Source organism: Pseudomonas fildesensis, from assembly GCF_001050345.1.
In the GTDB taxonomy this organism is placed as follows: Bacteria; Pseudomonadota; Gammaproteobacteria; order Pseudomonadales; family Pseudomonadaceae; genus Aquipseudomonas; species Aquipseudomonas fildesensis.
On record NZ_LFMW01000008.1, the window covers coordinates 21,145 to 46,478 of the forward strand.

At 61.9% G+C, this 25,334-nt stretch carries 22 protein-coding genes; 12 read left to right on the plus strand and 10 right to left on the minus strand.

Annotation, left to right across the window (positions count from 1 at the left end):
* Positions 1-97 precede the first annotated feature (97 nt).
* Positions 98-2,035, minus strand: coding sequence for a bifunctional 5-dehydro-2-deoxygluconokinase/5-dehydro-2-deoxyphosphogluconate aldolase (locus tag ACR52_RS13905; protein WP_048725010.1), 1,938 nt, complete (start codon positions 2,033-2,035; stop codon positions 98-100).
* A gap of 285 nt (positions 2,036-2,320) precedes the next feature.
* Here ACR52_RS13905 and ACR52_RS13910 point away from each other — a divergent pair, with 285 nt between their 5' ends.
* Entirely contained in the window at positions 2,321-3,241 is a 921-nt protein-coding gene (locus tag ACR52_RS13910) for a MurR/RpiR family transcriptional regulator (RefSeq protein ID WP_048725011.1), read from the plus strand.
* Between the two features lie 239 nt (positions 3,242-3,480).
* Here ACR52_RS13910 and ACR52_RS13915 read toward each other — a convergent pair whose 3' ends face one another.
* Positions 3,481-4,386, minus strand: coding sequence for a hypothetical protein (locus ACR52_RS13915; RefSeq protein ID WP_048725012.1), 906 nt, complete (start codon positions 4,384-4,386; stop codon positions 3,481-3,483).
* A gap of 295 nt (positions 4,387-4,681) precedes the next feature.
* Here ACR52_RS13915 and ACR52_RS13920 point away from each other — a divergent pair, with 295 nt between their 5' ends.
* Positions 4,682-5,365 carry a response regulator transcription factor gene (locus ACR52_RS13920; protein WP_003219726.1) on the plus strand — a complete coding sequence of 228 codons (684 nt, stop codon included), beginning with the start codon at positions 4,682-4,684 and terminating at the stop codon, positions 5,363-5,365.
* Entirely contained in the window at positions 5,343-6,734 is a 1,392-nt protein-coding gene (locus tag ACR52_RS13925) for a sensor histidine kinase (RefSeq protein ID WP_048725014.1), read from the plus strand. Before ACR52_RS13920 ends, ACR52_RS13925 begins: the two co-directional genes overlap by 23 nt.
* A 37-nt stretch (positions 6,735-6,771) precedes the next feature.
* Here ACR52_RS13925 and ACR52_RS13930 read toward each other — a convergent pair whose 3' ends face one another.
* From ACR52_RS13930 to ACR52_RS13940, 3 genes are read right to left on the minus strand one after another with little or no spacing between them, the layout of a single operon-like run.
* Positions 6,772-7,188: an SRPBCC family protein gene (locus ACR52_RS13930; RefSeq protein WP_048725016.1), complete on the minus strand. Its 417-nt coding sequence runs from the start codon at positions 7,186-7,188 to the stop codon at positions 6,772-6,774.
* 28 nt (positions 7,189-7,216) lie between these two features.
* Positions 7,217-8,014 (minus strand): SDR family NAD(P)-dependent oxidoreductase, encoded by a 798-nt coding sequence (locus ACR52_RS13935; protein WP_048725018.1) that lies wholly within the window; start codon positions 8,012-8,014, stop codon positions 7,217-7,219.
* 15 nt (positions 8,015-8,029) lie between these two features.
* Positions 8,030-9,034 (minus strand): aldo/keto reductase, encoded by a 1,005-nt coding sequence (locus tag ACR52_RS13940; RefSeq protein WP_048725020.1) that lies wholly within the window; start codon positions 9,032-9,034, stop codon positions 8,030-8,032.
* Between the two features lie 115 nt (positions 9,035-9,149).
* Here ACR52_RS13940 and ACR52_RS13945 point away from each other — a divergent pair, with 115 nt between their 5' ends.
* Positions 9,150-10,043, plus strand: coding sequence for a LysR substrate-binding domain-containing protein (locus ACR52_RS13945; protein ID WP_048725022.1), 894 nt, complete (start codon positions 9,150-9,152; stop codon positions 10,041-10,043).
* 10 nt (positions 10,044-10,053) lie between these two features.
* On the opposite strand, the gene ACR52_RS13950 is transcribed toward ACR52_RS13945, so the two are convergent.
* Genes ACR52_RS13950 through ACR52_RS13960 form a run of 3 tightly spaced genes read right to left on the minus strand, consistent with a single transcriptional unit; the run spans position 10,054 to position 13,813 of the window.
* Positions 10,054-11,346 carry an NAD(P)/FAD-dependent oxidoreductase gene (locus ACR52_RS13950; protein WP_048725024.1) on the minus strand — a complete coding sequence of 431 codons (1,293 nt, stop codon included), beginning with the start codon at positions 11,344-11,346 and terminating at the stop codon, positions 10,054-10,056.
* Entirely contained in the window at positions 11,343-12,431 is a 1,089-nt protein-coding gene (locus ACR52_RS13955) for a polyamine ABC transporter substrate-binding protein (protein ID WP_048725026.1), read from the minus strand. The genes ACR52_RS13950 and ACR52_RS13955 overlap by 4 nt, the downstream gene beginning before the upstream one ends.
* Before the next feature lie 23 nt (positions 12,432-12,454).
* A complete protein-coding gene (locus tag ACR52_RS13960; protein WP_048725034.1) occupies positions 12,455-13,813 on the minus strand; it encodes a glutamine synthetase family protein in 1,359 nt (452 codons plus the stop codon).
* A 138-nt stretch (positions 13,814-13,951) separates the two neighbouring features.
* Here ACR52_RS13960 and ACR52_RS13965 point away from each other — a divergent pair, with 138 nt between their 5' ends.
* The gene (locus ACR52_RS13965) at positions 13,952-14,848 is read left to right on the plus strand and encodes a helix-turn-helix domain-containing protein (RefSeq protein WP_048725037.1); all 897 of its coding nucleotides are present in this window, start codon (positions 13,952-13,954) and stop codon (positions 14,846-14,848) included.
* Between the two features lie 481 nt (positions 14,849-15,329).
* On the opposite strand, the gene ACR52_RS13970 is transcribed toward ACR52_RS13965, so the two are convergent.
* The gene (locus tag ACR52_RS13970; protein WP_048725039.1) at positions 15,330-15,977 is read right to left on the minus strand and encodes a pentapeptide repeat-containing protein; all 648 of its coding nucleotides are present in this window, start codon (positions 15,975-15,977) and stop codon (positions 15,330-15,332) included.
* A gap of 194 nt (positions 15,978-16,171) precedes the next feature.
* On the minus strand, positions 16,172-18,076 hold the full coding sequence (gene exaA, locus ACR52_RS13975) for a quinoprotein ethanol dehydrogenase (protein ID WP_082143149.1): 1,905 nt from the start codon (positions 18,074-18,076) through the stop codon (positions 16,172-16,174).
* A gap of 255 nt (positions 18,077-18,331) precedes the next feature.
* Between exaA and pedF the strand changes: the two genes are divergently transcribed.
* The 7 genes from pedF (at position 18,332) to pqqA (ending at position 25,255) form a co-directional block, all read left to right on the plus strand.
* A complete protein-coding gene (gene pedF, locus ACR52_RS13980) occupies positions 18,332-18,793 on the plus strand; it encodes a cytochrome c-550 PedF (RefSeq protein ID WP_048725043.1) in 462 nt (153 codons plus the stop codon).
* Positions 18,794-18,796: 3 nt separating this feature from the next.
* Entirely contained in the window at positions 18,797-19,672 is an 876-nt protein-coding gene (locus ACR52_RS13985) for a substrate-binding periplasmic protein (RefSeq protein WP_048725044.1), read from the plus strand.
* 9 nt (positions 19,673-19,681) lie between these two features.
* Positions 19,682-20,443, plus strand: coding sequence for a quinoprotein dehydrogenase-associated SoxYZ-like carrier (locus tag ACR52_RS13990; RefSeq protein WP_048725046.1), 762 nt, complete (start codon positions 19,682-19,684; stop codon positions 20,441-20,443).
* A 16-nt stretch (positions 20,444-20,459) separates the two neighbouring features.
* Positions 20,460-21,392: a quinoprotein relay system zinc metallohydrolase 1 gene (locus tag ACR52_RS13995; protein WP_048725048.1), complete on the plus strand. Its 933-nt coding sequence runs from the start codon at positions 20,460-20,462 to the stop codon at positions 21,390-21,392.
* A 135-nt stretch (positions 21,393-21,527) separates the two neighbouring features.
* Positions 21,528-23,303 carry a PQQ-dependent methanol/ethanol family dehydrogenase gene (locus ACR52_RS14000; protein WP_048725050.1) on the plus strand — a complete coding sequence of 592 codons (1,776 nt, stop codon included), beginning with the start codon at positions 21,528-21,530 and terminating at the stop codon, positions 23,301-23,303.
* A 121-nt stretch (positions 23,304-23,424) separates the two neighbouring features.
* Positions 23,425-24,945: an acetaldehyde dehydrogenase ExaC gene (gene exaC / locus ACR52_RS14005; RefSeq protein ID WP_048725052.1), complete on the plus strand. Its 1,521-nt coding sequence runs from the start codon at positions 23,425-23,427 to the stop codon at positions 24,943-24,945.
* A gap of 238 nt (positions 24,946-25,183) precedes the next feature.
* Positions 25,184-25,255 (plus strand): pyrroloquinoline quinone precursor peptide PqqA, encoded by a 72-nt coding sequence (gene pqqA / locus ACR52_RS29420; protein WP_010209364.1) that lies wholly within the window; start codon positions 25,184-25,186, stop codon positions 25,253-25,255.
* Positions 25,256-25,334 lie beyond the last annotated feature (79 nt).

A 25,334-nucleotide genomic window follows, 5' to 3' on the forward strand; every position in this document is an offset into this window, starting at 1 on the left:
AGATCTGCTTTTGGGGGTGCTTCGCACCCCAGCGGGACGGTGCGGCGATCCGACAAGCTCCCTCGCCACAAAAGCCCGCTCCCACATTTGATTTCGTTTAGCCTTTGGAACTGCGCCAGGCGTTGATCAGTTGTTCGAAGGTGGCCTGCACTCGTTGGATCAGGATCTCATCATCAATCTCCCCCGCCATCCATGCGCGGCTCGGTTCCTGGAAGATCGTGCGGCCTACGGCAAACCCCCGGCAGGTGGTGCTCTGGCTGGCTTGGCGAAACCCTTCGGCGAGGGCTTCGGCCGAGGCGTTCAGGCCCAGCAGCACTACGCCACGACAGTACGGGTCGCGCTCCTGGATCAGTTCGTCGAGCTTTTTCCAGTCCTCGGCCTGCTGCGCTTCGATCTTCCACCACGCCGGGTAGATGCCCAGGTTGTACAGGCGCTTGAGGCTGCGGTAGAGCACGTCCGGGTAGGTCGACGGGTGATCCTTGGGCGGGATGACTTCCAGCAGCAGTTCATGGCCGCTGACCAGGGACGCCTCGTACACCGCCTTGAGCTGGGCCTCCTGTTCCAGGCGCAGCAGTGGCTCGTCGTCGGGATGGTATTGCACCAGGCACTTGATGATTTGCTCCTGAGGCCAGGCGATCAGGTTGCTGCCAATCGAGCGGCCGTGTTCAAACGCCAGCGGCCGCGAGTTCTGGACTTCCACCGGGCGCGCGATCCACCAGCCGCGACCGCTCGCAGCATTGAGTGCGTCCTGGCCGAAGCGTTGGTCAGCGAGCAGGCCCACATCGGCCTCGACGCCCTGCTCACGAAGCTTATGCTCGACCCGCTCTACCGCCTGGATAAACAGCTGCTTGATCGCACTGATCCGCGTTGGGTCCTGGCCGCCCTTTTGCGCCAGGTCCACCAGTTGCCAGCGATGGTCGAAGGCGAAGATGAACAGTTGCTTCCAGGTCTTGCGCGGCACGCTGACACGGTGCAGGCGCTGCAAGGTCGCGTCCTGGTCAGGACGGGTGATCGGCACCGGGCTGTTGAACAGGTAATCCAGTTCGGCGGGCGTCGGCATCGCCGGTGCACAGGCGTGGCGGGACACCACCAGGCCGCCGCAGGCATTGGCCAACTGGCTGCAACGCTCGTCGCTCGCGTCGTTCAGCCAACCGCTGAGGAAGCCCGACATGAACGCATCGCCGGCGCCCAGCACATTGAGCACTTCAACGCGCACGCCGGGGTAGATCGCGCCGTCTTCCAACCGCGCAGGAATCGCGCCGTGGATCACCGTGCAGCCCTGCGGGCCAAGCTTGACCACCAGGGTGGCCGGGGTCAGTTCACGTACGGTACGCAGGGCGGTGAGCAAGTCTTCACTGCCACCGGCGATCAGGAATTCTTCTTCCGTGCCGACGATCAGGTCGAAACGCGGCAGGATTTTTTGCACGTGCTGGCTGACATTCTGGTCGGCGACAAAACGGGTTTCGCCATCGGCCTTGCCCGCCAGGCCCCACAGGACCGGGCGGTAGTCGATGTCCAGCACGCGCTTGACGTTGTGTTTGGCCGCGTAATCCAGGGCCTGGATGCTCGCCTTGTACACGCCGTCGGTAGAGAAATGCGTGCCGGTGATCAACAAGGCTTTGCTGGAGGCAATAAAGGCTTCGTTGATGTCCTCGGCGCGCAGGGCCATGTCGGCGCAGTTTTCGCGGTAGAACACCAGGGGGAAGGTTTCGCGGTCCTTGAGGCCCAGCAGCACCAGGGCGGTGAGGCGTTCCGCGTCGACCTTGATACCGCTGACATCGCAGCCTTCACGGGCCAGGGATTCCACCAGGAAACGGCCCATATGGTCGTCCCCTACCCGGCTGAGCATCGCCGACTTGAGGCCAAGGCGTGCGGTGCCGAAGGCAATATTGGCGGAGGAACCGCCGAGGTACTTGGCAAAGCTGGACACGTCCTCAAGCCGCGCACCTACTTGCTGTGCGTAGAGGTCGACGCCCAGTCGGCCGAGGCAAATCAGATCCAATTGACGCCCACTGGCAAAACGAGTCTGGCCCATGCTGGCTCCTGTTATTTTTATCAGCCTGCGTTGTGCCGCCGTGGCGACGGCAAACGCTCTTGGTGGAAGCAGACTAGAACGTCCGACGGCCGCAATCAATATTTATTCCATAATTATTTTTAGTGGAATATTTTTTCCAATACGTCAGCATAGGGGCACGCCAGCTACGGTGCATCGTTTCAGCAGGCCACGCGCTGCCGGATGCCGAGGTATTTTTTTGCGCCTACCCTGTAGACTTGCGCCCACTCATCAGCGCACCAGAAGAACAAGCCATAAGGATTGCCCATGTCCCGCACCGATCAGCCGGCCACGCCCGAGACCACCCCGGAAGACGTTCTCGCCAGCCCCCCGATCAATGCCGAACGCTTGTTGCAGCTGATCACCGACGAATACGAAAGCCTGCCACGCCAGCTCAAACGCATCGCCAGCTATATGAGCCAGCAGAGCGACCGGATCATGGTCGACCGCATCAGTGACATTGCCCGCGAATGCGAAGTACACCCGTCGGCCATCGTGCGGTTTTCCCAGCGTTTCGGGTTCAGTGGTTTCAGTGAGATGCAGGCGTTGTTTCGCGAGGCCTACACCCACAAGACCACGCCGGTGCAGAACTACCAGCAGCGTATTCGCAGCATGATCGCCAACAAGTCGCAGAAGGCCAGCGGCGGAGACCTGGCGCGCGAGTGCGTCAATGCGACCCTGTCCGGCATCGAGCGCCTGGGGCTGGAGCTGGATGACACGGCCTTCGAGAAAGCCGTGGACCTGGTGGTCAACGCCGACAATATCTACGTGGTCGGCGTGCGTCGCTCCTTTGCCGTGGCCGATTACCTGGTCTACAACCTGCAGCACACCAACAAGCGTATCCACCTGATTTCCGGCTTGGGCGGCAGTTATCGCGAGCAGATGCGCAGTGTGCGTGCCAATGACCTGGTGATTGCGATCAGCTTTACGCCTTACGGCAAAGAGACCCAGCATTGCCTGCGGATTGCCCAGCATCATCAGGCCAAGACCCTGATCATCACCGACAGCAACCTGTCGCCCCTGGCCAAGCGGGCGAACGCGGTGCTGTTGGTGAATGAAGGGTCGTCGTTTGCCTTCCGTTCGTTGAGCGCCACGTTATGCCTGTGCCAGGCGCTGTTTATTGCTGTGGCGTATCGATTGGAATTGAAGGTGGATGAGATTCACGAGCAGGTGGGGTTTGATGACTGACTATCAGACACTGCAGGGCGAATGTGGGAGGGGGCTTGCCCCCGATAGCGGTGGAACAGTCGGTGTTCCTGTCGACTGACACTCTGCTATCGGGAGCAAGCCCCCTCCCACAATGGACCGAGCTGGGCACGGTATCAGTGCATGAAAATTGCGATCAGGATGATCACCGGGATCGGCACGCCGAGGAACCACAGAAGTAATGAACGCATGATGCTCTCCTTGAACTAATAGGCCTTGAATTAACGAACGAAGTGATCGGTTTCGACATACACCACAGCATCCCGACGACGACCGCCGAAGGTGGCCGCGAAGCTGGCGAAGAACGCACCGATCAACAGGGCAATGAACATCCACAGCGAGGTCCACGCGGCCACTTTGGCGGCAGCGTCAGCGGCTTGCTTGGCTTTGAGCTTGGCGTCTTCGATGGCTTTACGCGCATCGCCGTAGACCTTGTCGATGCGGGCTTCGGCATCGGCCTGGCTGAGGTTGGTGCGCTGGCTGATCAACTGCGCGAGGTAGGCGCGGTCTTCCGGGGCCAACTGGCCGTCGTTGCTCAGGGTGCGGGCGAAGATGCGCGCTACAACGCCGTGTGCCGCGTCATCGCTGACCGCCACCGGGCGGTCGTCGCGGAACAGGCTGTCGACGTAGTAACCAAAGTCGCCACTGTTGGCGCCTTTGGCCGCACTGCCCGCCGCCTGGGTCATCGCACTGGCGGCACCGGAGGCGACGCTGGCACCGGCTTGCACGCCGCCACTCACCACACTGCTCACCGAACCGACCACCAGGGTCGCCGTCACCAGCGTCGCAACGGCCCAGGCCAGGAAGCCATGGGCAGTATCGCGAAAGTACACCTCATCGCCGTGCATATTGGCCCACTTCACCCGCAACCGACCGGCGATGTAACCGCCCAAGCCGGAAGCAACGATCTGCGTAAAGGCCAGCCAGACAATCGTGGAAATGCCAAGCCCCTTGGCGCTGATGCCACTGTCGGCCCACGGCGATACTGCCGAAAAGCCCAGGCCGAAGCCCAGCAACACCAGAATCAGGGACAGTGCAGCCGCTGCAGCGGCCCCGGCAAAGATCGCCCCCCAGGAAACCCCGGAGCGCGCGCTCGACTCTTGCAGCGTGGATGACGATGTGATCATTGTTGTTTTGCTCCCGGCAGGAAATTAAGTGTTACAAGTCTCAAAAGGGACAGTGCAGCCGGCGTGCCAAACGCAGGAAAATTTAAATTCCTTAAAATTCAATAAGTTAATAAATATGAACTAACTTGAGCCATGCAACTTGCAAGAACTGACCGTTTCAAGCGGGCGTTATGCATTCCCACAAACTGAGCATTTATCCCGGTTTTGCCAACATGAAGTTTTATTTAGGAAGCGTTCAGCCTTTTCTTGGCAAAATGCCCTCACTTCTAGTGTGAATCGCTCACCAGGTAATCCTATGACCCGTATTTTGACCATCGAGGATGACGCCGTAACGGCCCGCGAGATCGTCGCTGAGCTGAGTAGCCATGGACTGGATGTGGATTGGGTGGACAACGGCCGCGAAGGCCTGGTCCGCGCCGTGAGTGGTGATTACGATCTGATTACCCTCGATCGAATGCTGCCGGAACTCGACGGCCTGGCCATCGTCACCACCCTGCGCACCATCGGGGTGTCGACGCCGATCCTGATGATCAGCGCCCTCTCCGATGTCGACGAGCGCGTGCGCGGCCTGCGTGCCGGCGGCGACGACTACCTGACCAAGCCGTTCGCCTCCGATGAAATGGCCGCCCGCGTCGAAGTCCTGCTGCGGCGCAAAAGCACGGTCAAGGAGTTCGAAACCGCCCTGCGCGTAGCCGACCTGGAGCTGAACCTGATCAGCCGCGAAGCCAGTCGCGCCGAACAGCCGCTGAGCCTGCTGCCCACCGAATACAAACTGCTCGAATTCCTGATGCGCAACACCGGGCAGATCCTGTCGCGGATGATGATTTTTGAGGAGGTCTGGGGTTATCACTTCGACCCCGGCACCAACCTGATCGATGTGCACATCGGTCGCCTGCGCAAGAAAATCGATCCCCCGGGCCTCACGCCGCTGATCCGCACGGTACGAGGTTCCGGTTATGTCATTGCTGAACCCCTCTAAGGGCTGGCGCTCATCCAGCAGCCGCTTGCTGGCGTTGTACAGTTCGTTGTTCGTGGCCTGGAGCTGCATCCTCATGGGGGTGCTGTACTACGAGGTGTCGGGTTACCTGAGTGACCTGTCGCGCCATTCGCTGATGCAGCGCCAGCATTTGTTCCAGCGCTTCGACGGCGAAGAGCTGGTGGAAGCCCTGACCACCAGCATGACCTTCGACATGAAGGGCGTGGACGCCTACGGCCTGTTTGATGAGCAATTCAAGCCACTGAGCGGCCCCATCCGCGCGATTCCGCCGGACCTGCCCCTGGACGGCAAGATCCACGCCCTGGCCAACTGCGTCGAGTCCGACGACCCGAAACTGCCCAAGGACAGCTGCGACGCCGTCGCCACCCACACCGACGAGGGCCGCTGGCTGGTACTGGTACGTGCCAACGGTTCGTTGTTCGGCGTGACGCGGATCATCTGGCATGCGTTGCTTTGGGCACTGTCCCTGACCATCATCCCCGGCGCTGCCGGTTGGCACCTGCTACGCCGCCGACCGTTGCGGCGGATTCGCGGCATCCAGGCCAGCGCCGAAGCTATCGTCGCTGGCGACCTCACCCACCGCCTGCCGCTGTCCAACCGGCGTGACGAACTGGACATGCTCGCAGCTATCGTCAACGCCATGCTCGACCGCATCGAGAAGCTGATGAACGAGGTCAAGGGGGTATGCGACAACATCGCCCACGACCTGCGCACCCCGCTCACTCGACTGCGCGCGCAGCTGTACCGCATCAGGCAGGAGGCTGAGGAAAGCTCGGGCTACGCGCTGAAACTGGATGACGCCATTGCCGAAACCGACACCCTGATGGCGCGCTTTCGCGGGCTGCTGCGGATTTCGGAACTGGAAGACCATCAACGTCGCTCGGGCTTCCTGGTGATGGACCCGCTGCCGCTGTTGCGCGAACTGCATGACTTCTACCTGCCGCTGGCCGAGGAAGGCGAACTGCAGCTGGTGCTCGACACGCCGGAATCGTTGCCGTGGATCACCGGCGACCGGGCGCTGTTGTTCGAAGCCCTGGCCAACCTGCTGAGCAACTCGATCAAGTTCACCCCGCCGGGCGGCGAAGTGATCTTGCGCGGGGTCAACGACGCGGGCAGCACACGCATCGAAGTGCACGACTCCGGGCCGGGTATACCGGCGGCGGAACGCGCTGCGGTGTTCCAACGCTTTTATCGCGTGGATGAAGGCGACCAGCAAGGCGGGTTCGGGTTGGGCTTGTCGATTGTCGCGGCGATCATCAACTTGCACGGGTTCAAGCTGGACATGGGCACCAGCGAGCGCGGCGGTGCGCGCCTGGTGCTGGAATGTCGCCAGCAGTTGATGCCCGAATAACCCGCCTGATCGTTCCCACGCTACGTGGGGACGATCATCAGGCCGGGAAGTTGGCGCGCAGCGCTTCCAGCCCACCGCTGTACACACCGGCGAACAACGCCTCCACCGCCGCCTCCGTGTTACCCGTTGCCGGCGTAAACACACCAGACCAGGTCACTTTCGCCGACGACTCGCTCAATGCCTCAACCTGCAACGTCGCCAGGTAAGCACTCACCGGAAACGGTGACTCTTCAATGGTGTAGCTGTAAGTACGCCCGACGTTATCAAAGCTCTGCAAACGCTCCACCACCACGCCACCGTCCGCAGTTTTCAGGTGACGCACACGCCCACCCTCGCTCGGCTCGCTCTTTACGATAAGCGGCAGCCAATCCGGCAGCGCGTTAAAGCCGCCAACCAATTGCCAGACCTGATCGGCCGACACCGGGATTTCAATTACAGAAGAAGCTGTAGCCACGATAAATACTCCAGACCATTAAAAGAATTCAGATCGCCATGCTGTCGACAACACCGCCGTCGACCCGCAACGCCGCACCGGTGGTGGCAGACGACAGGGGTGAAGCAATGTACGCCACCAGGTTCGCCACTTCATCCACATTCGCCGCGCGCTGGATGATCGACGTCGGCCGCGCATTGCGTACAAACACATCCGCCTCTTCCCGCGCACTGCGCCCGGACTTCTGCGTTGCGTCCTTGAGCATCTGCTCCAGGCCGTCGGTAAAGGTCGGCCCCGGCAGAATCGCATTCACCGTCACACCGGTGCCCGCCAAGCGTTTGGCCAGGCCGTGGGACACCGCCAGGTTGGCGCTTTTTGTCACCCCGTAGTTGATCATGTCGGCCGGTATCGCCACACCCGACTCCGACGACAGGAAGATCACCCGCCCCCAGCCCTGCTCGACCATGCCCGGCACATAATGCCGAGCCAGGCGTACGCCGGAAATCACATTGACCTCGTAGAAACGCGTCCATTCACTGTCCGGTGCTTCGAAGAAATCCACATCGTTGAAGATGCCCAGGTTGTTGACCAGGATGTCGGCGCGCGGTTCGGCGGCGAACAGTTTTTGTGCGCCCTCCGACGTGCCGAGGTCCGCCACTAGCCCACGCAGGTCAGCGCCGGGAACCGCGTGGCGAATGCTCGCCAGCGCCTCGTCGACCTTGCCCGCTTCACGCCCGATCACCACCACAGTGGCGCCGGCTTGCGCCAGGGCCTGGCTGATGCCCAGGCCAATCCCGGCAGTGCTGCCGCTGACGATGGCTACTTTGCCGCTTACATCAATTTTCATCGTTAACCCCTCAAGTTAAAGCGGCAGCGGCGCGCGGCCCGAAATCAATCGGGCATCGCGCAAGGCCTGCCAGAAGGCTGCCGGAATCTGTTCTGACAACGCGGCCACGTCTTCGGCAATCCGCCCCGGACGACTGGCACCCGGAATCACTGCCGCCACCGCCGGATGCGCCAGGGAGAATTGCAGCGCCGCCGCTTTTACGCTGACGCCAAACGCCTGGGCAATCGCTTTAATCTGCTCGACCTTGCTGATGATCGCCGGGCTGGCTTTCTGGTATTCGAAGTGCGCGCCGCCCGCCAGGATGCCCGAGCTGTAAGGGCCGCCGACGACGATCTCGACGTTCTGCGCCAAGGCTGCGTCCATCAGGCGCTGCAGGGCACGGTCGTGGTCCAGCAGCGTGTAGCGGCCAGCCAGCAGGAAACCATCGGGCTGGGCTTCTGTGAGGTCCAGGGTCAGTTCACACGGTTCCACGCGATTCACGCCAAGGCCCCAGGCCTTGATCACACCTTCTTCGCGCAGACGGGTCAGCACCTTGAATGCACCGGTGCGGGCCTGGTTGAAGTACTCCAGCCATTGGTCGCCGTAAAAGTCCTGGGCGATATCGTGAATCCACACGATGTCCAGGCGATCGGTTTGCAGGCGCTCAAGGCTGTCTTCGATGGAGCGCAGGGTCGCGTCGGCGCTGTAGTCGTTAAGCATCTTGTTCGGGCGGCCGTGTTCGAACACACCGCTTTTTTCGCCGAGGTCGCGGGCGCTTGCTTCGACTTCATCGAGAATCACCCGGCCGACCTTGGTGCTCAGCACGAAGTCATCGCGGTTGTATTTCGAAAGGGCCTGGCCCAAACGGATTTCCGCCAGACCCGAGCCGTAGAACGGCGCGGTATCGAAGTAACGAACGCCCTGGTTCCAGGCGGCCTCGACGGTGGCCTGGGCTTCTTCTTCGGGAATGGCGCGGAACATATTGCCCAATGGGGCAGTGCCAAAGCCCAATTGGCCGGGCAGTTTGTCTTTCAAGCTCATGGAGGGTTCCTCAATCGGGTTCAGAGGTCGCTGTGACCGTTGGGCAGAGATTAGATTGCACAGATCGGACCGTCCAAGACATAATGCGACCAACTTGAGTCCTAATAGGTCTTACATGATTAATCTCCGCCAACTGCGCTACTTCGAAGTGGTCGCAGAAGAAGAACACGTCGGCCGCGCTGCCGAACGCCTGCACATCTCCCAATCGCCCCTGAGCCGGCAGATCGCCCAGCTGGAAGAACGCCTGGGCCTGACCCTGTTCGAACGCAGCCAGCAGCGCATCCGCCTGACCCGCGACGGCCAGACCTTTCTTGCCGAAACCAAGGCGTTTCTGACCCACGCCAATCGCCTGGAATCACTGGGCAAGCGCCTCGGCCGGGGTGAGGAAGGCGGCCTGTGTATCGGCTATATCGAAAATGCGATGCACGCCGGTGTACTGCCCAACGCCCTGCGCGTGCTGCGCGATGACCGCCCCAGCGTGCACATCAAACTGTACAACCTGCCGTCCATCGAACAACTCGAAGGCTTGCGCCAACGTAGCCTGGACATCGCGCTGGTGGGCGATCCGCCGGCCACCGACGACCCGGATCTGATTGCCTTGCAGGTATTGGACGAACCGATGCTGCTGGCGCTGCCCGAGGATCACCCTCTCGCCCAACAAACAGCGTTACTGCCCGAACACCTGGCCGACCAGCAATGGATCGGTATGCAGCGCAAAACCGGCGCCGGCCCCGCCGACGACTTCGTGGCAGCGTGCATTCGCGCCGGTTTCAACCCGCGGATTCCAATGGAAGCCAGCGAGCCGTTTACCGCGCTGGGCCTGGTGGCGTCGGGGCTGGGGGTGGCGATGGTGCAAAAAGGCCTGAGCCGCAACGCGCCGCCGGGTGTGGTATTGCGTGAGCTGCCGTGGCTGACCTACACCACCCCGCTGTGGGCGGCGTGGCACCGGATCAATTTACGGCCGTTGGTGGAAACGTTCAGGAAGGTGTTGACCGAGCCTCAGGGCTGATGCCGATCGGCTAAACCAACTCTCGCAACCGATACCACATCATCCCCAACGCCAACAACGGCGACCGCAGCGCCTTGCCACCCGGAAACGTCATGTGCGGCACCTGGCTGAAAACATCCAGGCCCGCGCTGTGGCCGGCGTGAATGCCTTCGGCGAGCAGCCGCGCGCACCAGTGAGTCACGTTCAGCCCATGGCCCGAATACCCCTGGGCATAGAACACATTCGGGTATTGCTTGAGCCGCCCGACCTGGGGAAAGCGGTTGGCGGTGATGCCGATCTTGCCGCCCCACTGGAATTCGATCGCAGTATTGGCCAACTGCGGGAACACCTTGAGCAGCTTCGGCTGCATATACGCGGCGATATCCGCCGGGTCACGTCCCGAATAATGGCAGGCGCCGCCAAACAACAGGCGTCGATCAGCGGAAAGCCGGTAGTAATCCAGCCCGACTTTCTGGTCGCACAGCGCCAGGTTCTGCGGGATCAATTGGTGGGCCAGTTCCTCCGATAACGGCTCGGTCGCGATGATGTAGCTGCCTGCGGGCAGCACTTTTCCGCTCAGGCGCGGTTCCAGTTCTTCCAGGTGCGCGTTGCAGGCCAATACCAGGCTACCGGCGCGCACCGTGCCGCCGGCGCAACGCACTTGCACGGTGTCGCCGTGGATCAGCTCGAGCACTTCGGTGTGCTCGAAAATCCGCACGCCGAGGGACTCGGCAACCTGCGCTTCGCCCAATACCAGATTCAGCGGATGCAAATGCCCGGAGCCCATGTCCATCAGGCCACCGGCATAGACTGACGAGCCCACCACCTGCTGCATATTCTGAGGGCCCACCAGACGTGTTTCGTGGCTATACCCGAGCCTCGCCAGGCTCTCCTGTTCGCCCTTGAACGCGGCGAACTGCGCCGGCGTATTGGCCAGCTCGCAAAAGCCCCAACGCAAATCGCAGTCGATGGCGTGTTCACGAATACGCTCGCCCACCAACGCGACCGAGTCGATCCCGGCGCGCTCCAGATAACGCACGCCCTCCTCGCCCACATACTTGGCGAACCCCGACACGTCATGGCCAATACCGCGAATCAACTGCCCGCCGTTGCGCCCGCTGGCGCCCCACCCCATGCGCCGGGCCTCCAGCAGGATCACCGAGAGCCCGCGTTGGGCCAGTTCGATGGCGGTGTTGACCCCGGTGAAACCGCCGCCGATCACACACACATCGCAGCTTAGGTCGACGCCCAATGACGGGCGCTCTGGCATCGCATTGGCCGAAGCGCGGTAGTAGGACTGGGCGTGGTCACTGGACTGAATCATTTGTTGGTCTTCACTTTGCTCCAGGCGCGGGTCATCAGGCGCATGGTCGTCGGGGTTGGCGTGGTGGAAATATAGAGTTTGTCGAGCACGGCCTGGGAAGGGTACACCTCGGGGTTGTTCACCAGTTCCGGGTCCATAAAGGCCTTGGCCGCCGGGTTGGCGTTGGCATACCCCACCGAGGCACTGACCTTGGCGATCACTTCAGGGTCGAGCAGGTAGTTGATAAAGGCGTGGGCTTCTTTCGGGTTGCTGGCGTCGGCGGGAATGGCCAACAGGTCGAACCACAGGTTGGAGCCTTCCTTGGGAATCGAGTAGGCGATATTCACGCCGTTCTTGGCTTCCTTGGCGCGGTTGGCGGCCTGGAACACGTCGCCGGAATACCCGAACGCCACGCAGATATCGCCGTTGGCCAAATCCGAAATGTACTTGGATGAATGGAAGTACGTGATGTACGGCCGCAGCGTCAACAGCTTGGCCTCAGCCTGTTTGTAATCCTCGGCGTTCTCGCTGCGCGGGTCCTTGCCCATGTAGTTGAGGATCGCCGGGAACAGTTCATCCGCCGAATCGAGGAAGGCCACGCCGCACTGGTTGAGTTTCTTGATGTTCTCCGGTTCGAACAGCACTGCCCACGAGTCGATATGGTCGATGCCCAGCACCTGCTTGACCTTGTCGACGTTGTAGCCAATGCCGTTGGTGCCCCACAGGTACGGCACCGAGTGCGCGTTGCCGGGGTCGTTTTGCTCCAGCAGCTTGAGCAACTTGGGGTCTAGGTTCTTGAAATTGGGCAACTGCGCTCGGTCAAGCTTGAGGAACGCGCCGGCCTTCACCTGGCGTGCCAGGAAGTGGTTGGACGGCACCACCACGTCATAGCCGGTGCGCCCCGCCAGCAGCTTGCCCTCCAGGGTTTCGTTGGAGTCGAACACGTCGTAGATCACCTTCACCGAGGTCTTGGCCTGGAAGTCGGCCAAGGTGGTCTCGCCGATGTAGTCGGTCCAGTTATAGACACTGACCGTCGGAGCCGCCTGCCCGGCACTGCTGAAAGCCCCCACCAGGGCCAGCGGGAGAAGCTTTTTCATGAGACGCATATCGACACCCCTTTATGATTTTTTTAGACGCTCAACAGCAGGAACTCACGCTCCCAGGAACTGATCACCCGCTTGAAATTCTCATGCTCGGCACGTTTCACCGCGACGTAGCCGCGCACGAACTTGTCGCCCAGGTACTGCTTGACGGTGTCGCACTCCTCCATCCGCGCCAGAGCGTCTTCGAGGGTCAGCGGCAGGCGCAGGTTGCGGCGTTCGTAGGCGCGGCCTTCGACCGGCGCGCTGGGTTCGATTTTTTCGATCATGCCCAGGTAACCACACAACAGGCTGGCCGCAATGGCCAGGTAGGGATTGGCATCCGCACCGGGCAGGCGGTTTTCCACGCGCATCGCGTCGGGGCTGGAGGTCGGTACGCGCAGGCCGACGGTGCGGTTTTCTTCGCCCCACTCGACGTTGACCGGCGCCGAAGTGTCCGGCAGGAAGCGACGGAACGAGTTCACGTTCGGCGCGAACATCGGCAGCAGCTTGGGGATGTACTTCTGCAGGCCACCGATGTGGTGAAGAAACAACTGGCTCATCTTTCCATCGTCGTCGACAAACACCGGCTTGCCCGTGGCGATGTCCACGATGCTCTGGTGCAGGTGCATGGCGCTGCCCGGCTCGTCGGCCACCGGCTTGGCCATGAAGGTCGCGGCGACGTTGTGCTTGAGCGCGGCCTCGCGCAGGGTGCGTTTGAACACGGTGATCTGGTCGGCGAGGTCCAGCGCGTCACCGTGGCGGAAGTTGATTTCCATCTGCGCCGGGCCGTCTTCGTGGATCAGCGTATCGAGGTCCAGGCCCTGGGCTTCGCACCAGTCGTAGACGTCTTCGAACAGCGGATCGAACTCGTTGGCGGCGTCGATGGAAAACGACTGGCGGCCGGTCTCGGCGCGGCCCGAACGGCCCACCGGGGTTTTCAGCGGCAGGTCCGGGTCTTCGCAGCGCTGGGTCAGGTAGAACTCCATTTCCGGCGCGACAATCGGCTGCCAACCTCGGTCGGTATACAGTTGCAGGACCTTTTTCAGCACGTTGCGCGGCGACAATTCGATGGGGTTGCCGTGCTTGTCGAACGTGTCGTGAATCACGATGGCGGTGGGCTCGATGGCCCACGGCACCACATACGTGGCGTTGGACACCGGACGGCAGATCATGTCGATATCGGCCGGGTCGAGCAGGTCGTAGTAGACATCGTCATCGACAAAATCCCCGGTTACCGTTTGCAGCAAGACACTTTCCGGCAGGCGCATGCCTCGCTCATGCAGGAACTTGTTGGTGGGCGCAATCTTGCCGCGTGCGATGCCAGTCAAGTCACTGATCACGCATTCGACTTCGGTAATCTTGTGTTCTTTCAGCCAGGCGGACAGCTGATCGAAGGGGGCGTTCATAAGGACCTCATCATGGGTGGGATGCTACGCCGGCTTGAACTCCTGGCGCATTGAGGTCTATCTTGGGCCCGCCGTCCAACGGCATCTATCCACTTTGCACGCAGCACAACGCACCAATAGAGTGCGCACGGATCACCCATGACACAGGCAACAGCTTTGCGCGTACAGGCCTTCACCACCGGTGATGTGGCCGCTCAATGCAGTGCGACACCCGGTTGGGTACAGCAATACCAGCAGATGTCCCCGGGGCATTTCGCCGGGCAGATCCGCTACCTCGACCTGCAAGGCGTCGAGGTCTACGAAGAGTGCATGAACACGCGCGTGGAACAGCATTTCAATGCACCACCGGGTTCGCTGGCGTTCTGTTTCGACGGCAGCGACAACGCGCTGTACCTGCTCAATGGCGAAAGCCACAACACCTGGATCACCCCGGAAAACTATCGGGAAGTGGCGGTGGTGTTCGGGCCGCAGTTCGTGCAGCGCCATGGCCTGGATGTGGCGAAACTCGAAGGCCTGTTCATGGCGCCGCTGACCTGCCAGCAGAACGCACTGTTCAGCCGTTGGCTCAGTGGCACGCTGACGCGCTTGTCCGCCGTGATCGACCCCATCAGCCGCGATGCCTTGACCCAGCAACTGCTCGACGACTGCCTGTTTATCCTCGACAACGCCTGCGTGTGCCTGGACCGCAGTTCATTGCAGCGCCGCAGCGAAGAACGCCTGCTGATGGCGCGCATCGGTGAGTGGGCGGCGGATGCACCGGATGAAACGGTGAACCTGCTGGAGCTGGCGCAGATCGCCGGCGTGCCGCTGCGTCAGTTGCAACAGGGCTTCAAGACCTACACCGGGATGAGCCCGGCGCAGTGGTTGCGCCTGCGCCGGTTGAACGGGGCGCGGCGCGAGTTATTGAATTCAGCCGATACCACCGTGGCCGAGGTGGCGATGAATTGGTCGTTCTGGCATTTGGGGCGATTTTCCAATAGTTACCGGGCGTTGTTCAAAGAGTTTCCCAGCGAAACCCTCAAGCGCCACGGTTGAAACACAATCCCCTGTAGGAGCCCAATGCTGTTCAGTTAATAAATAGAAAGAGCAAAAAGTAACCTGTGGCGAGGGAGCTTGTCGGATCGCCGCACCGTCCCGTTGGACTGCGTAGCAGTCCCATCTTTTGGGGCCGCTTCGCGGCCCAACGGGACGGTGCGGAGATCCGACAAGCGCTTATCAAACTTAAAATAACTTACTGATTTTAAAGGGTTAAAATTTCACCCTAAAGTTTTGAGTCTTGCATAAACAATTTCAGGCGACCGCATTCTTGTGGCGAGCGGGCTTGTCCCGCGTTGGGCTGCGCAGCAGCCCCAAAACCAGGCGCAGAGGAGTGCCCGATACACCGCATTCGTCTTCATCAGGGGCGCTTCGCACCCCAACGCGGGACAAGCCCGCTCGCCACAGAGGTCCCAGTTTGCTGCGCGACAGCGCTACGTCGAAGAGGTAGTGGGACCTCCCACATTTGAAGAGTGGTGCTCTAACGATCCCAGGTGGTGGGGCAGTCCTTGCAGCCTTCCATGTTGGCATCCTGGAAGTTTGCATAGTGCTGCCTTGCACCACTGAGGGTGGCGTTTTCCAGGTTACTGGCGCCGAACTTGGCTTCCTGCAGGTTGGCGTCGCTGAGGTCGGCGCCTTGCAGGTCGGTCTTGCTCAACCAGGTCATTTCAAGGTCCGCCGCACGCAGGTTGGCCTTGTGCATCTTAGCCCCCGACAGCCGGGCGAATTGCAGGTAGGCCGCACTGAGGTTGGCGTTTTCGAACTGCGCACCCTGGGCAAATAAACCCCAACCCTGGATCGCCATCAGCGTCGCACCGGTGAAATCGGCCAGGCGCAGATTGCTTTGTTGCAGGCTGGCGCGGGTTAGGTTGGCGCCCTGCAGTTGGGCTTTTTCCAGGTTGGCCAGGTCGAGGTTGGCATGGCGCAAATCCGCATCGCGCAGGTCGGCGCCGGCCAGGTTCATTTTGCTCAGGTTCTGGTTGCTCAAGTTGGCGCCCTTGAGGTTGGCGCCGGGGCATTGGCTGTGTTCGGCGATGGTGCAGCCGTTGATGACCAGGGGGGCGTCATCGCCGTCGTCGGCGTGGGCGATTGGAAGGGATAGCAGGAGTAACAAGGGCAGGTAGTTCATCACGCGACCTCGGAAGTGGCGCAGTTCCTGTGGCGAGGGAGCTTGCTCCCGCTCGGCTGCGCAGCAGTCGTAAAACCTGACTGCAAGGTGTTGCTGGAAAAATGCCGGGGCCGCTGCGCAGCCCAACGGGAGCAAGCTCCCTCGCCACAGTTACAGTGCTTATCCTTAACTGATCGGCATTAGCCCCGGTTGGGTTATTTCTGGGCGGTTTTGTTATCCCAGCTCGGGATCTTGAACACCCAGAACGACCCACCCTGTGCCACCGGCTTGGTCAGCTCGGCCATGTCGCCACCCCACAACGGCACCGCGCCGCCATACCCGACGGTGACGCCGACGTACTGCTCGCCATCCTGTTCCCAGGTTATCGGCGGGGAGACGATGCCGCTGCCGGTCTGGAACTTCCACAGCTCCTTGCCGGTTTTCGCGTCGAAGGCCTTGAAGAAGCCGTCGCCAGTGCCGGTGAACACCAGGTTGCCCTTGGTCGCCAACACGCCGGCCCACAACGGCAAGGCTTCCTTGTGCTCCCACACCACCTTGCCGGTGGTCGGGTTCATTGCGCGCAGGGTGCCGACGTGGTCGTCATACATGCGCTTGATGCGAAAACCCATGCCCAGGTACGCCGAGCCCTTCTTGTAGTTGACCTCTTCGGTCCAGTATTCCTCTTTCCACTGGTTGCCCGGGATGTAGAACAGGCCCGTGTCCTGGCTGTATGCCATGGGGTTCCAGTTCTTGCCGCCGAGGAACGGCGGCGAGACTTCCACCGACTTGCCCTTGGTTTCACCCGGCAGCGGTTTGGCTGGACGCTGGCCTTCGTTTTCCACGGGGCGACCGGTCTTGAGGTCGATGTGGCTGGCCCAGGTGATGTTGTCGACGAAGGGGAAAGCGTTTTGCAGCTTGCCGTTGTTGCGGTCGACCACGTAGAAGAACCCGTTGCGGTCGGCGTGGCCGGTGGCCTTGACCACTTTGCCGTCCTTGTCTTTGTAGTCGAACAGCACCAGTTCGTTGTTGCCGGAGAAATCCCAGGCATCGTTTGGCGTGTGCTGGTAGAACCACTTCACTTCGCCGGTGCTTGGGTCGACACCGACCTGGCCCGAGGTGTAGAGGCTGTCGAAGTCGTGGGGGTTGCCGTCCTTGGAGGTGCGCGCCCAGGTGTTCCACGGGCCCGGGTTGCCGGCGCCGACGATGATGGTGTTGGTCTCGGCATCGAAGCTTGCGCTCTGCCAAGGTGCGCCGCCGCCGTGGCTCCAGGCCTCGACCTTGCCGGTTTCGGTGGTCGGGTCATCCGGCCAGGACGGTGCTTTCACGTCGCCGGTGGGGGTGCTGTCCTTGCCGTTCAGGCGGCCCATATGGCCTTCCACAAACGGGCGCATCCACACTTCTTCGCCGGTGTCCGGGTCGCGCGCATACAGCTGGCCGACCACGCCGAATTCATCGCCGGAGCTGCCGTGGATCAGCAGTACTTTGCCGGTGACCTTGTCTTTGATCAGCACCGGTGCGCCGGTCATGGTGTAGCCAGCGGCGTGGTCGCCGAATTTCTTGTTCCACACCACTTTGCCGGTGTTCTTGTCGAGGGCGATCAGGCGCGCGTCGAGGGTGCCGAAGTAGATTTTGTCGCCGAAGATCGCGGCGCCCCGGTTGACCACGTCACAGCACGGGCGAATGTTGTCGGGCAGGCGGTGGTTGTAGGTCCACAGGCGTTTGCCGGTCTTCGCGTCGAGGGCGAACACACGGGAGTAGGAGCCGGTGACGTAGACCACGCCGTCGCTGACGATAGCCTGGGATTCCTGGCCACGTTGCTTCTCATCGCCGAACGAGTAGGACCAGGCCGGCGTGAGCTTGAACACGTTCTTGTCGTTGACCTGGGCCAGCGGGCTCCAGCGCTGGGCGTTGGTGCCCATGCCGTATTGCAGCACGTCCTGGGTGGTCAGGTGGTCGTTGGCGATGTCTTCCCAGGTGACATTGCGCGTCGGCTTTTGAGTAGAAGGGACAGGTTCGGCGGCGGCAAACGTTGCAGCGCTGAGGGACAGGCTGCCCACCAGCACGAAGGCTTGCACGGCAAGGCTTAAAGGTGAGCGGGCGGGTAGCGATCTTATTGTCATGGTTGCAGTTCCCAGTGGAGGTTTTGGCCTGCACAGGGTGGAGCGCCGGGGCAGTGGGCGGATACGGAAAATATCCCGCTGTTGCCGGGAAGACTTCCCGAGGCACCACTGTTTTAGGTGTGCCCCACAAGCCCTACTACCAAGGGAGTAGAGGGCGGCCACCAAAGCAGCATACGGCCCATGCCCCGGGGTTTCTAAGATGGTTGCCATAGCCTCTGCAATGAGGTTTTGCGTGCAATCCTGAGGGCAAAAATAATGACAACAAAACACAATGCCTTGCTCGTCGCCGGGCTGTTGGCCGGTGTGATCGCTGCGGGCTCCGCCTGGGCCCATGGCAACGTGGTCCCGCAAGCGGTGGAAACCAAAGGCCTGACCTCGATCAAAGACGCCGGTGTGCCGGTCAACGAGGACGGCTGGGCGGCGGTGAACCCGTATCGCACTTCCCCTGAACACGACAAGGCCGTGGAAATCGGCTCGTCCGCCTACAACCAGAACTGCGCCGCCTGCCACGGGCTGGAAGCCAAGTCCGGCGGCATCGCCCCCGACCTGCGCATGCTGGAGGTGGGCGAGGCCGGTGATGAATGGTTTGTCGAGCGCGTGCGCCATGGCGCGGTGCGCGACGGCCGTGTGTACATGCCGAAAATGGCCGATTACCTGAGCCAGGAAGCCTTGTGGGCGGTGCGTACCTACCTGGACAGCGTGCACGTCGAGGAGTAAGCCATGCGCCTGTTCGCTTATGTGTTCGGCCTGGCCCTGCTGTGCTGCCAGACGGCGCAGGCGCAGGTGCGCAGCTATGACCAGATGATCGCCGCCGGCGAACTGAAAGTCGCGGTGTACAAGGACTTCGCGCCCTACAGCTTCGAAGAAGGCACCACCGCGCGCGGTGTCGACGTGGAACTGGCCCAGGCCCTGGCCAAGGCGTTGGGGGTGCGGTTGATGCTGGTCTGGGCGCCCGCCGGCGAAAAACTCGACGACGACCTGCGCGACTACATCTGGCGCGGCAGCCCGTTGCACAACCAGCAACTGGCCGACCTGATGATGCGTGCGCCCTACGACCATGATTACGCGCAAAAGCGTAACGATCAGGGCGAGCTGGAAAACGGCCATGTGGTGATGTTCGGCCCTTACCAGAACGAACAATGGCAGGTGGCCTACGACCGCCGGCGCCTGGGCAAGGTGGCCAGCGTGGCGGTGTTCGAGCAGCACCCGATTGGCGTCGAAGTCGACAGCGTGCCGTCGTTCTACCTGACCTCGGTGTTCAACGGCATGCTCGCCGCCAAGACCCATCACTACCCCGACGTGCCCCAGGCCTTTGCAGCAATGAAGGCCGGTGAGGTCGATGCGGTGATGGCCATGCGCGGCGAAATCGACTGGCAGGTACATGAGGCCCACGACCCGCAACTGGCCCTCGCACAAAACGCCTACCCCAGCATGGGCAAACAGCGCTGGGAGATCGGCATGGCCGTGCACGAGAGCAACCGCCAGTTGGCCTATGCGGTGGAGGAGGCGCTGGAAGGCCTGATCCGCGACGGCTCGGTGCAAACGATCTACAGCCATTACGGCCTGCAGTACGAAGTGCCCGAGATGTACCAATAGGAGCAGGCGATGAACTGGCGACTGAACTGCATGTTGGCCTGCTGGTTGCCGCTGGCGGCCCACGCTGTGGATGTCGACCCGGCCAAGGACCCGGTGCCGTCGGTGATGTGGGCCTTCTACCACAAGCAATTGCTGGCCGAGGCGCCGTTTGTGTTCGACGAGCGGGTCAAGCTGCTGGCGCCGCCCTTTGCCGAAGATGCGCGCCAGGTGCCGCTGGAAATCGATGCGCGGGCGTTCAAGGGCCATGTGGTGAAGATCCTCGCGTGGGCCGAGCTCAACCCCTTGCCGAAAATCGTCGACTTTCAGCCCAAGGCCGGGGTGCTGCCGTGGCTGTCGATCCGGATTCGCATCGAGCAGGCCACGCCCTTGCGCGCGGCGGTGCTCACCGATGACGGGCTGTGGCATGTCGGCTCGACGCTGATTGACGCGGCCGGCGGCGGGTGCACCGCGCCCAGCGTGGTACGCACCCAGCCGGGGTGGGAAGAGCGTATCGGCCAAGTACTGGGCGGGCGCTACCCGCGCGGCGAATTCAGCCGGGTGCGCGTGCAGGTGGCGCACCCGATGGACAACGGCATGGTCAGCGGCATCCCCGAGTTTTATATCAACCACGCGCAACTGCGTGGCGCGGACGGGCAGGTACTCGCCGAGCTTGAGCTGTTCCCGGCGGTCAGCGAAAACCCCAACCTGACCTTCGATATCGACGCGCCAGGGCCCACCCGCCTGATGCTGCGCGACAACAGCGGCAATGAATTCGACGCTGCCATTCCCTGACCAGAAGGAGCGCGGCATGCGCTGGTTTTTATTGTTGTGCCTGGGCTTGAGCCTGCCCGCGCTGGCGGATTTCGACTACGCCCTCAAGCCGCGGCTGATCGCCGACGACACCTGGCTGCTCGAAGGCAGCACCGATAATTTCGCCAAGGCCAATGGCGGCAATATCGTCAACACCGCGTTCATCGTCACCGAGGCCGGCGTGGTGGTGATCGACACGGGGCCGTCCAGGCGCTACGGCGAAGCCATGCGCCAGGCCATCGCCCGCGTTACCCCCAAGCCGGTGATCCAGGTGCTGCTGACCCACCATCACCCCGACCATGCGCTGGGCAACCAGGCCTTCAAGGACGTGCCCATTGGTGCCTTGGCCGGCACCACGCGCCTGCTGCACGAGCAAGGTGACAGCATGGCGGAAAACCTCTACCGCATGGTCGGTGACTGGATGCGCGGCACTGAGGTCGTCTTGCCGACCCAGGTGCTGGAACCCGGCGTGCTGAGCTTCGGCCGTCACGATCTGCGCCTGCTCGCATTGACCGGCCACACCGGCGCCGACCTGGCGATACTCGACCCGAGCACCGGCGTGCTGTTTGCCGGCGACCTGGTGTTCTACCAGCGCGCCCTGACTACCCCCAACAGCCCAGGGCTGGCCGCGTGGCTGGCCGACCTCGACACCCTGCAAGCCTTGCCCTGGACGCTGATCGTGCCCGGCCATGGCCCGGTGGCCAATGATGCGCAGCCCTTCGCACAGATGCGCGACTACCTCACCTGGCTTGATCAACTGCTGCGCGACGGCGCCGCCCAGGGCAGCGACATGGCCGAGATGATCCGCAGCCCCATCCCCGAGCGTTTTGCCGCCATCAGCCTGAGCCGCTACGAGCTGATCCGCAGCGTCAGTCACCTGTACCCGCGTTACGAGCGCGAGCAGATGCAGCGCGTGGACGCCGCGCGCTGACCGGCCGTACCCGCTACTAAGGAACTAGCAATCTCGATACTGCGGTCAATTGTGACAACGGCCCCTGCGCCCAAGAATCTGCACCAGACCGGGAAAATTTCCCGGGTATAACAAAAAACCGCAGAGGTAGCCGTCATGACCCAACCCGCACGCCGCCAACCCTTCGCCTTGAGTGTGTTGCTCGGTGCCATCCTGTTGTCCGGCCAGGCCATGGCCGCTGTCACCGACCAAGACATCCTCCAGGACCCGAAAAACCCCGAGCAGATCGTCACCAACGGCCTGGGCGTGCTGGGCCAGCGCTACAGCCCGCTCGATACCCTGAATGTGGATAACGTCAAGGAACTGCGTCCGGTCTGGGCGTTCTCCTTTGGCGGCGAGAAGCAGCGCGGGCAACAGGCGCAGCCAATGATCAAGGACGGGGTGATGTACCTCACCGGCTCCTATTCGCGGGTGTTCGCGGTGGATGCGCGCACCGGCAAGAAACTCTGGCAGTACGATGCGCGTCTGCCCGATGACATCCGCCCGTGCTGTGACGTGATCAACCGTGGCGTGGCGCTGTATGGCGACCTGGTGTTCTTCGGCACTCTCGACGCCAAGCTGGTGGCCTTGAACAAAGACACCGGCAAAGTGGTATGGAGCAAAAAAGTCGCCGACCACAAGGAAGGCTACTCGATCAGCGCGGCGCCCCTGGTGATCAACGGCAAGCTGATTACTGGCGTGGCCGGTGGCGAATTCGGTGTGGTGGGCAAGATTGAAGCCTACGACCCGAAAAACGGCGACCTGCTGTGGAGCCGGCCGACGGTTGAAGGCCATATGGGCTACGTGTACAAGGACGGCAAGGCCGTGGAAAACGGTATCTCCGGCGGCGAGGCGGGCAAGACCTGGCCCGGCGACCTGTGGAAAACCGGCGGCGCAGCGCCATGGCTGGGCGGCTACTACGACCCGGAAACCAACCTCCTGCTGTTCGGCACCGGCAACCCGGCGCCGTGGAACTCCCACCTGCGCCCTGGCGACAACCTCTATTCGTCCTCGCGCCTGGCGCTGAACCCGGATGACGGCACCATCAAGTGGCACTTCCAGACCACGCCCCATGACGGCTGGGACTATGACGGCGTGAACGAACTGGTCTCCTTCAACTACACCGAAGGCGGCAAAGAGATCAAAGCCGCCGCCACGGCCGACCGCAACGGCTTCTTCTACGTGCTTGATCGCACCAACGGCAAGTTCATCCGTGGTTTCCCGTTTGTCGACAAGATCACCTGGGCCACCGGCCTGGACAAGGACGGTCGGCCGATCTACAACGACGCCAGCCGCCCCGGCGCCCCGGGCAGCGAAGCCAAGGGCACCTCGGTGTTCGTCGCACCGGCGTTCCTGGGCGCGAAAAACTGGATGCCGATGGCCTATAACCGCGACACCGGGTTGTTCTACGTGCCGTCCAACGAGTGGGGCATGGACATGTGGAACGAAGGTATCGCCTACAAAAAAGGCGCGGCGTTCCTCGGTGCGGGCTTCACTATCAAGCCATTGAACGAAGACTATATCGGCGTGCTGCGCGCCATTGACCCCAAAACCGGCAAGGAAGTCTGGCGCCACAAGAACTTCGCGCCGCTGTGGGGCGGGGTGCTGACCACCAAGGGCAACCTGGTGTTCACCGGCACGCCGGAAGGATTCCTGCAGGCCTTCAACGCCAAGACCGGCGAGAAAGTCTGGGAATTCCAGACCGGCTCCGGCGTGCTCGGCTCGCCTGTGACCTGGGAAATGGACGGCGAACAGTACGTCTCGGTGCTCTCCGGCTGGGGCGGCGCCGTGCCGTTGTGGGGCGGTGAAGTGGCCAAGCGCATCAAGGACTTCAACCAAGGCGGCATGCTCTGGACCTTCAAGCTGCCCAAAGAACTGGTCGCCAAACACTGAATCTACGACCAAATGACAAGAGCCCCCCTGCCAACGGCGCATTCGCCCGGCAGCGGGGGCTCTTTACTATCGGGTGATCGCCTGTTGACCGACAGGCCCGGACCCAGACAGAGGCTTCAACATGATCTACGCACAACCTGGCACCCCTGGCGCCATCGTCAGCTTCAAGCAACGCTACGGTAATTACATCGGTGGCGAATTCGTCGCGCCGGTCAGCGGTGAGTACTTCACCAACACTTCGCCAGTGACTGGTGAAGTGATCGCCGAATTCCCGCGCTCCAATGCCGCTGACATCGACAAAGCCCTGGACGCCGCCCATGCCGCCGCCGATGCCTGGGGCAAGACCTCGGCCCAGGACCGCTCCCTGGTACTGCTGAAAATCGCCGACCGTATCGAACAACACCTCGAAGTACTGGCCGTCACCGAAAGCTGGGACAACGGCAAGGCCGTGCGTGAAACCCTCAACGCCGACGTGCCCCTGGCTGCCGACCACTTCCGCTATTTCGCTGGTTGCATCCGTGCCCAGGAAGGCGGCGCCGCCGAGATCAACGAACTGACCGCTGCCTACCACTTCCACGAGCCGCTGGGTGTGGTCGGGCAGATCATCCCGTGGAACTTCCCGCTGCTGATGGCCGCCTGGAAACTCGCCCCGGCCCTGGCGGCCGGCAACTGCATCGTGCTCAAGCCGGCCGAGCAGACGCCGCTGTCGATCATGGTGTTTGCCGAATTGATCAATGACCTGCTGCCACCGGGCGTGCTGAACATCGTCCAGGGTTTTGGCCGCGAAGCAGGGGAGGCGCTGGCTACCAGCAAGCGCATCGCCAAGATCGCCTTTACCGGCTCCACCCCGGTGGGCGCGCACATCATGCATGCGGCAGCCGAGAACATCATTCCGTCCACCGTCGAGCTGGGCGGCAAGTCGCCGAACATCTTCTTCGAAGACATCATGCAGGCCGAGCCGCAGTTCATCGAGAAAGCCGCCGAAGGCCTGGTGCTGGCGTTCTTCAACCAGGGCGAAGTGTGCACCTGCCCGTCGCGGGCGCTGGTGCAGGAGTCGATCTACGACGACTTCATGAAAGTGGTGATGAAGAAGATCGTCAAGATCAAGCGCGGCAACCCGCTGGACACCGAGACTATGGTCGGCGCCCAAGCGTCCGAGCAGCAATACGACAAGATCCTCTCCTACCTCAAGATCGCCCAGGAAGAGGGCGCCGAGCTGCTCACCGGCGGCGCGGCCGAACGCTTGGAGGGCGACTTGTCCAGCGGTTACTACATCCAGCCGACCCTGCTCAAGGGCCACAACAAGATGCGTGTGTTCCAGGAAGAAATCTTCGGTCCGGTGGTGGGCATCACCACCTTCAAGGACGAAGCCGAAGCCCTGGCGATTGCCAATGACAGCGAATTCGGCCTGGGTGCCGGGTTGTGGACGCGTGATATCAACCGCGCCTATCGCATGGGCCGGGCGATCAAGGCCGGGCGGGTGTGGACCAACTGTTATCACCTGTACCCAGCGCATGCGGCGTTTGGCGGGTACAAGAAGTCGGGTGTGGGGCGTGAGAACCACAAAATGATGTTGGACCACTACCAGCAGACCAAGAACCTGTTGGTGAGCTACGACATTAACCCGTTGGGCTTCTTCTGATTCCGACTTGAAATGCAATTAACTGTGGGAGGGGGCTTGCTCCCGATAGCGGTGGGTCAGTGACATAAATGTTGACTGACACACTGCTATCGGGAGCAAGCCCCCTCCCACATTTTGATCTCTGTACATCCGCGACTAATGCAGGCGTTAGCCTGTTCGAAAGTAGCATTCGTCGCGTCATCCCCCCATGCATTAATGAACCCACCGGAATCTTCCGGCACAACAAGAGGAACGCCCCATGTGGACTAAACCCGCGTTTACCGACCTGCGTATCGGCTTTGAAGTGACCATGTACTTCGCCAGCCGCTGATCCACCCCCGGCCAGCCACGCGCTGGCCGGGGTCGTTTTGGGAATGACCCTTTGGTCTGATTGCATTCGCCCCCGGATG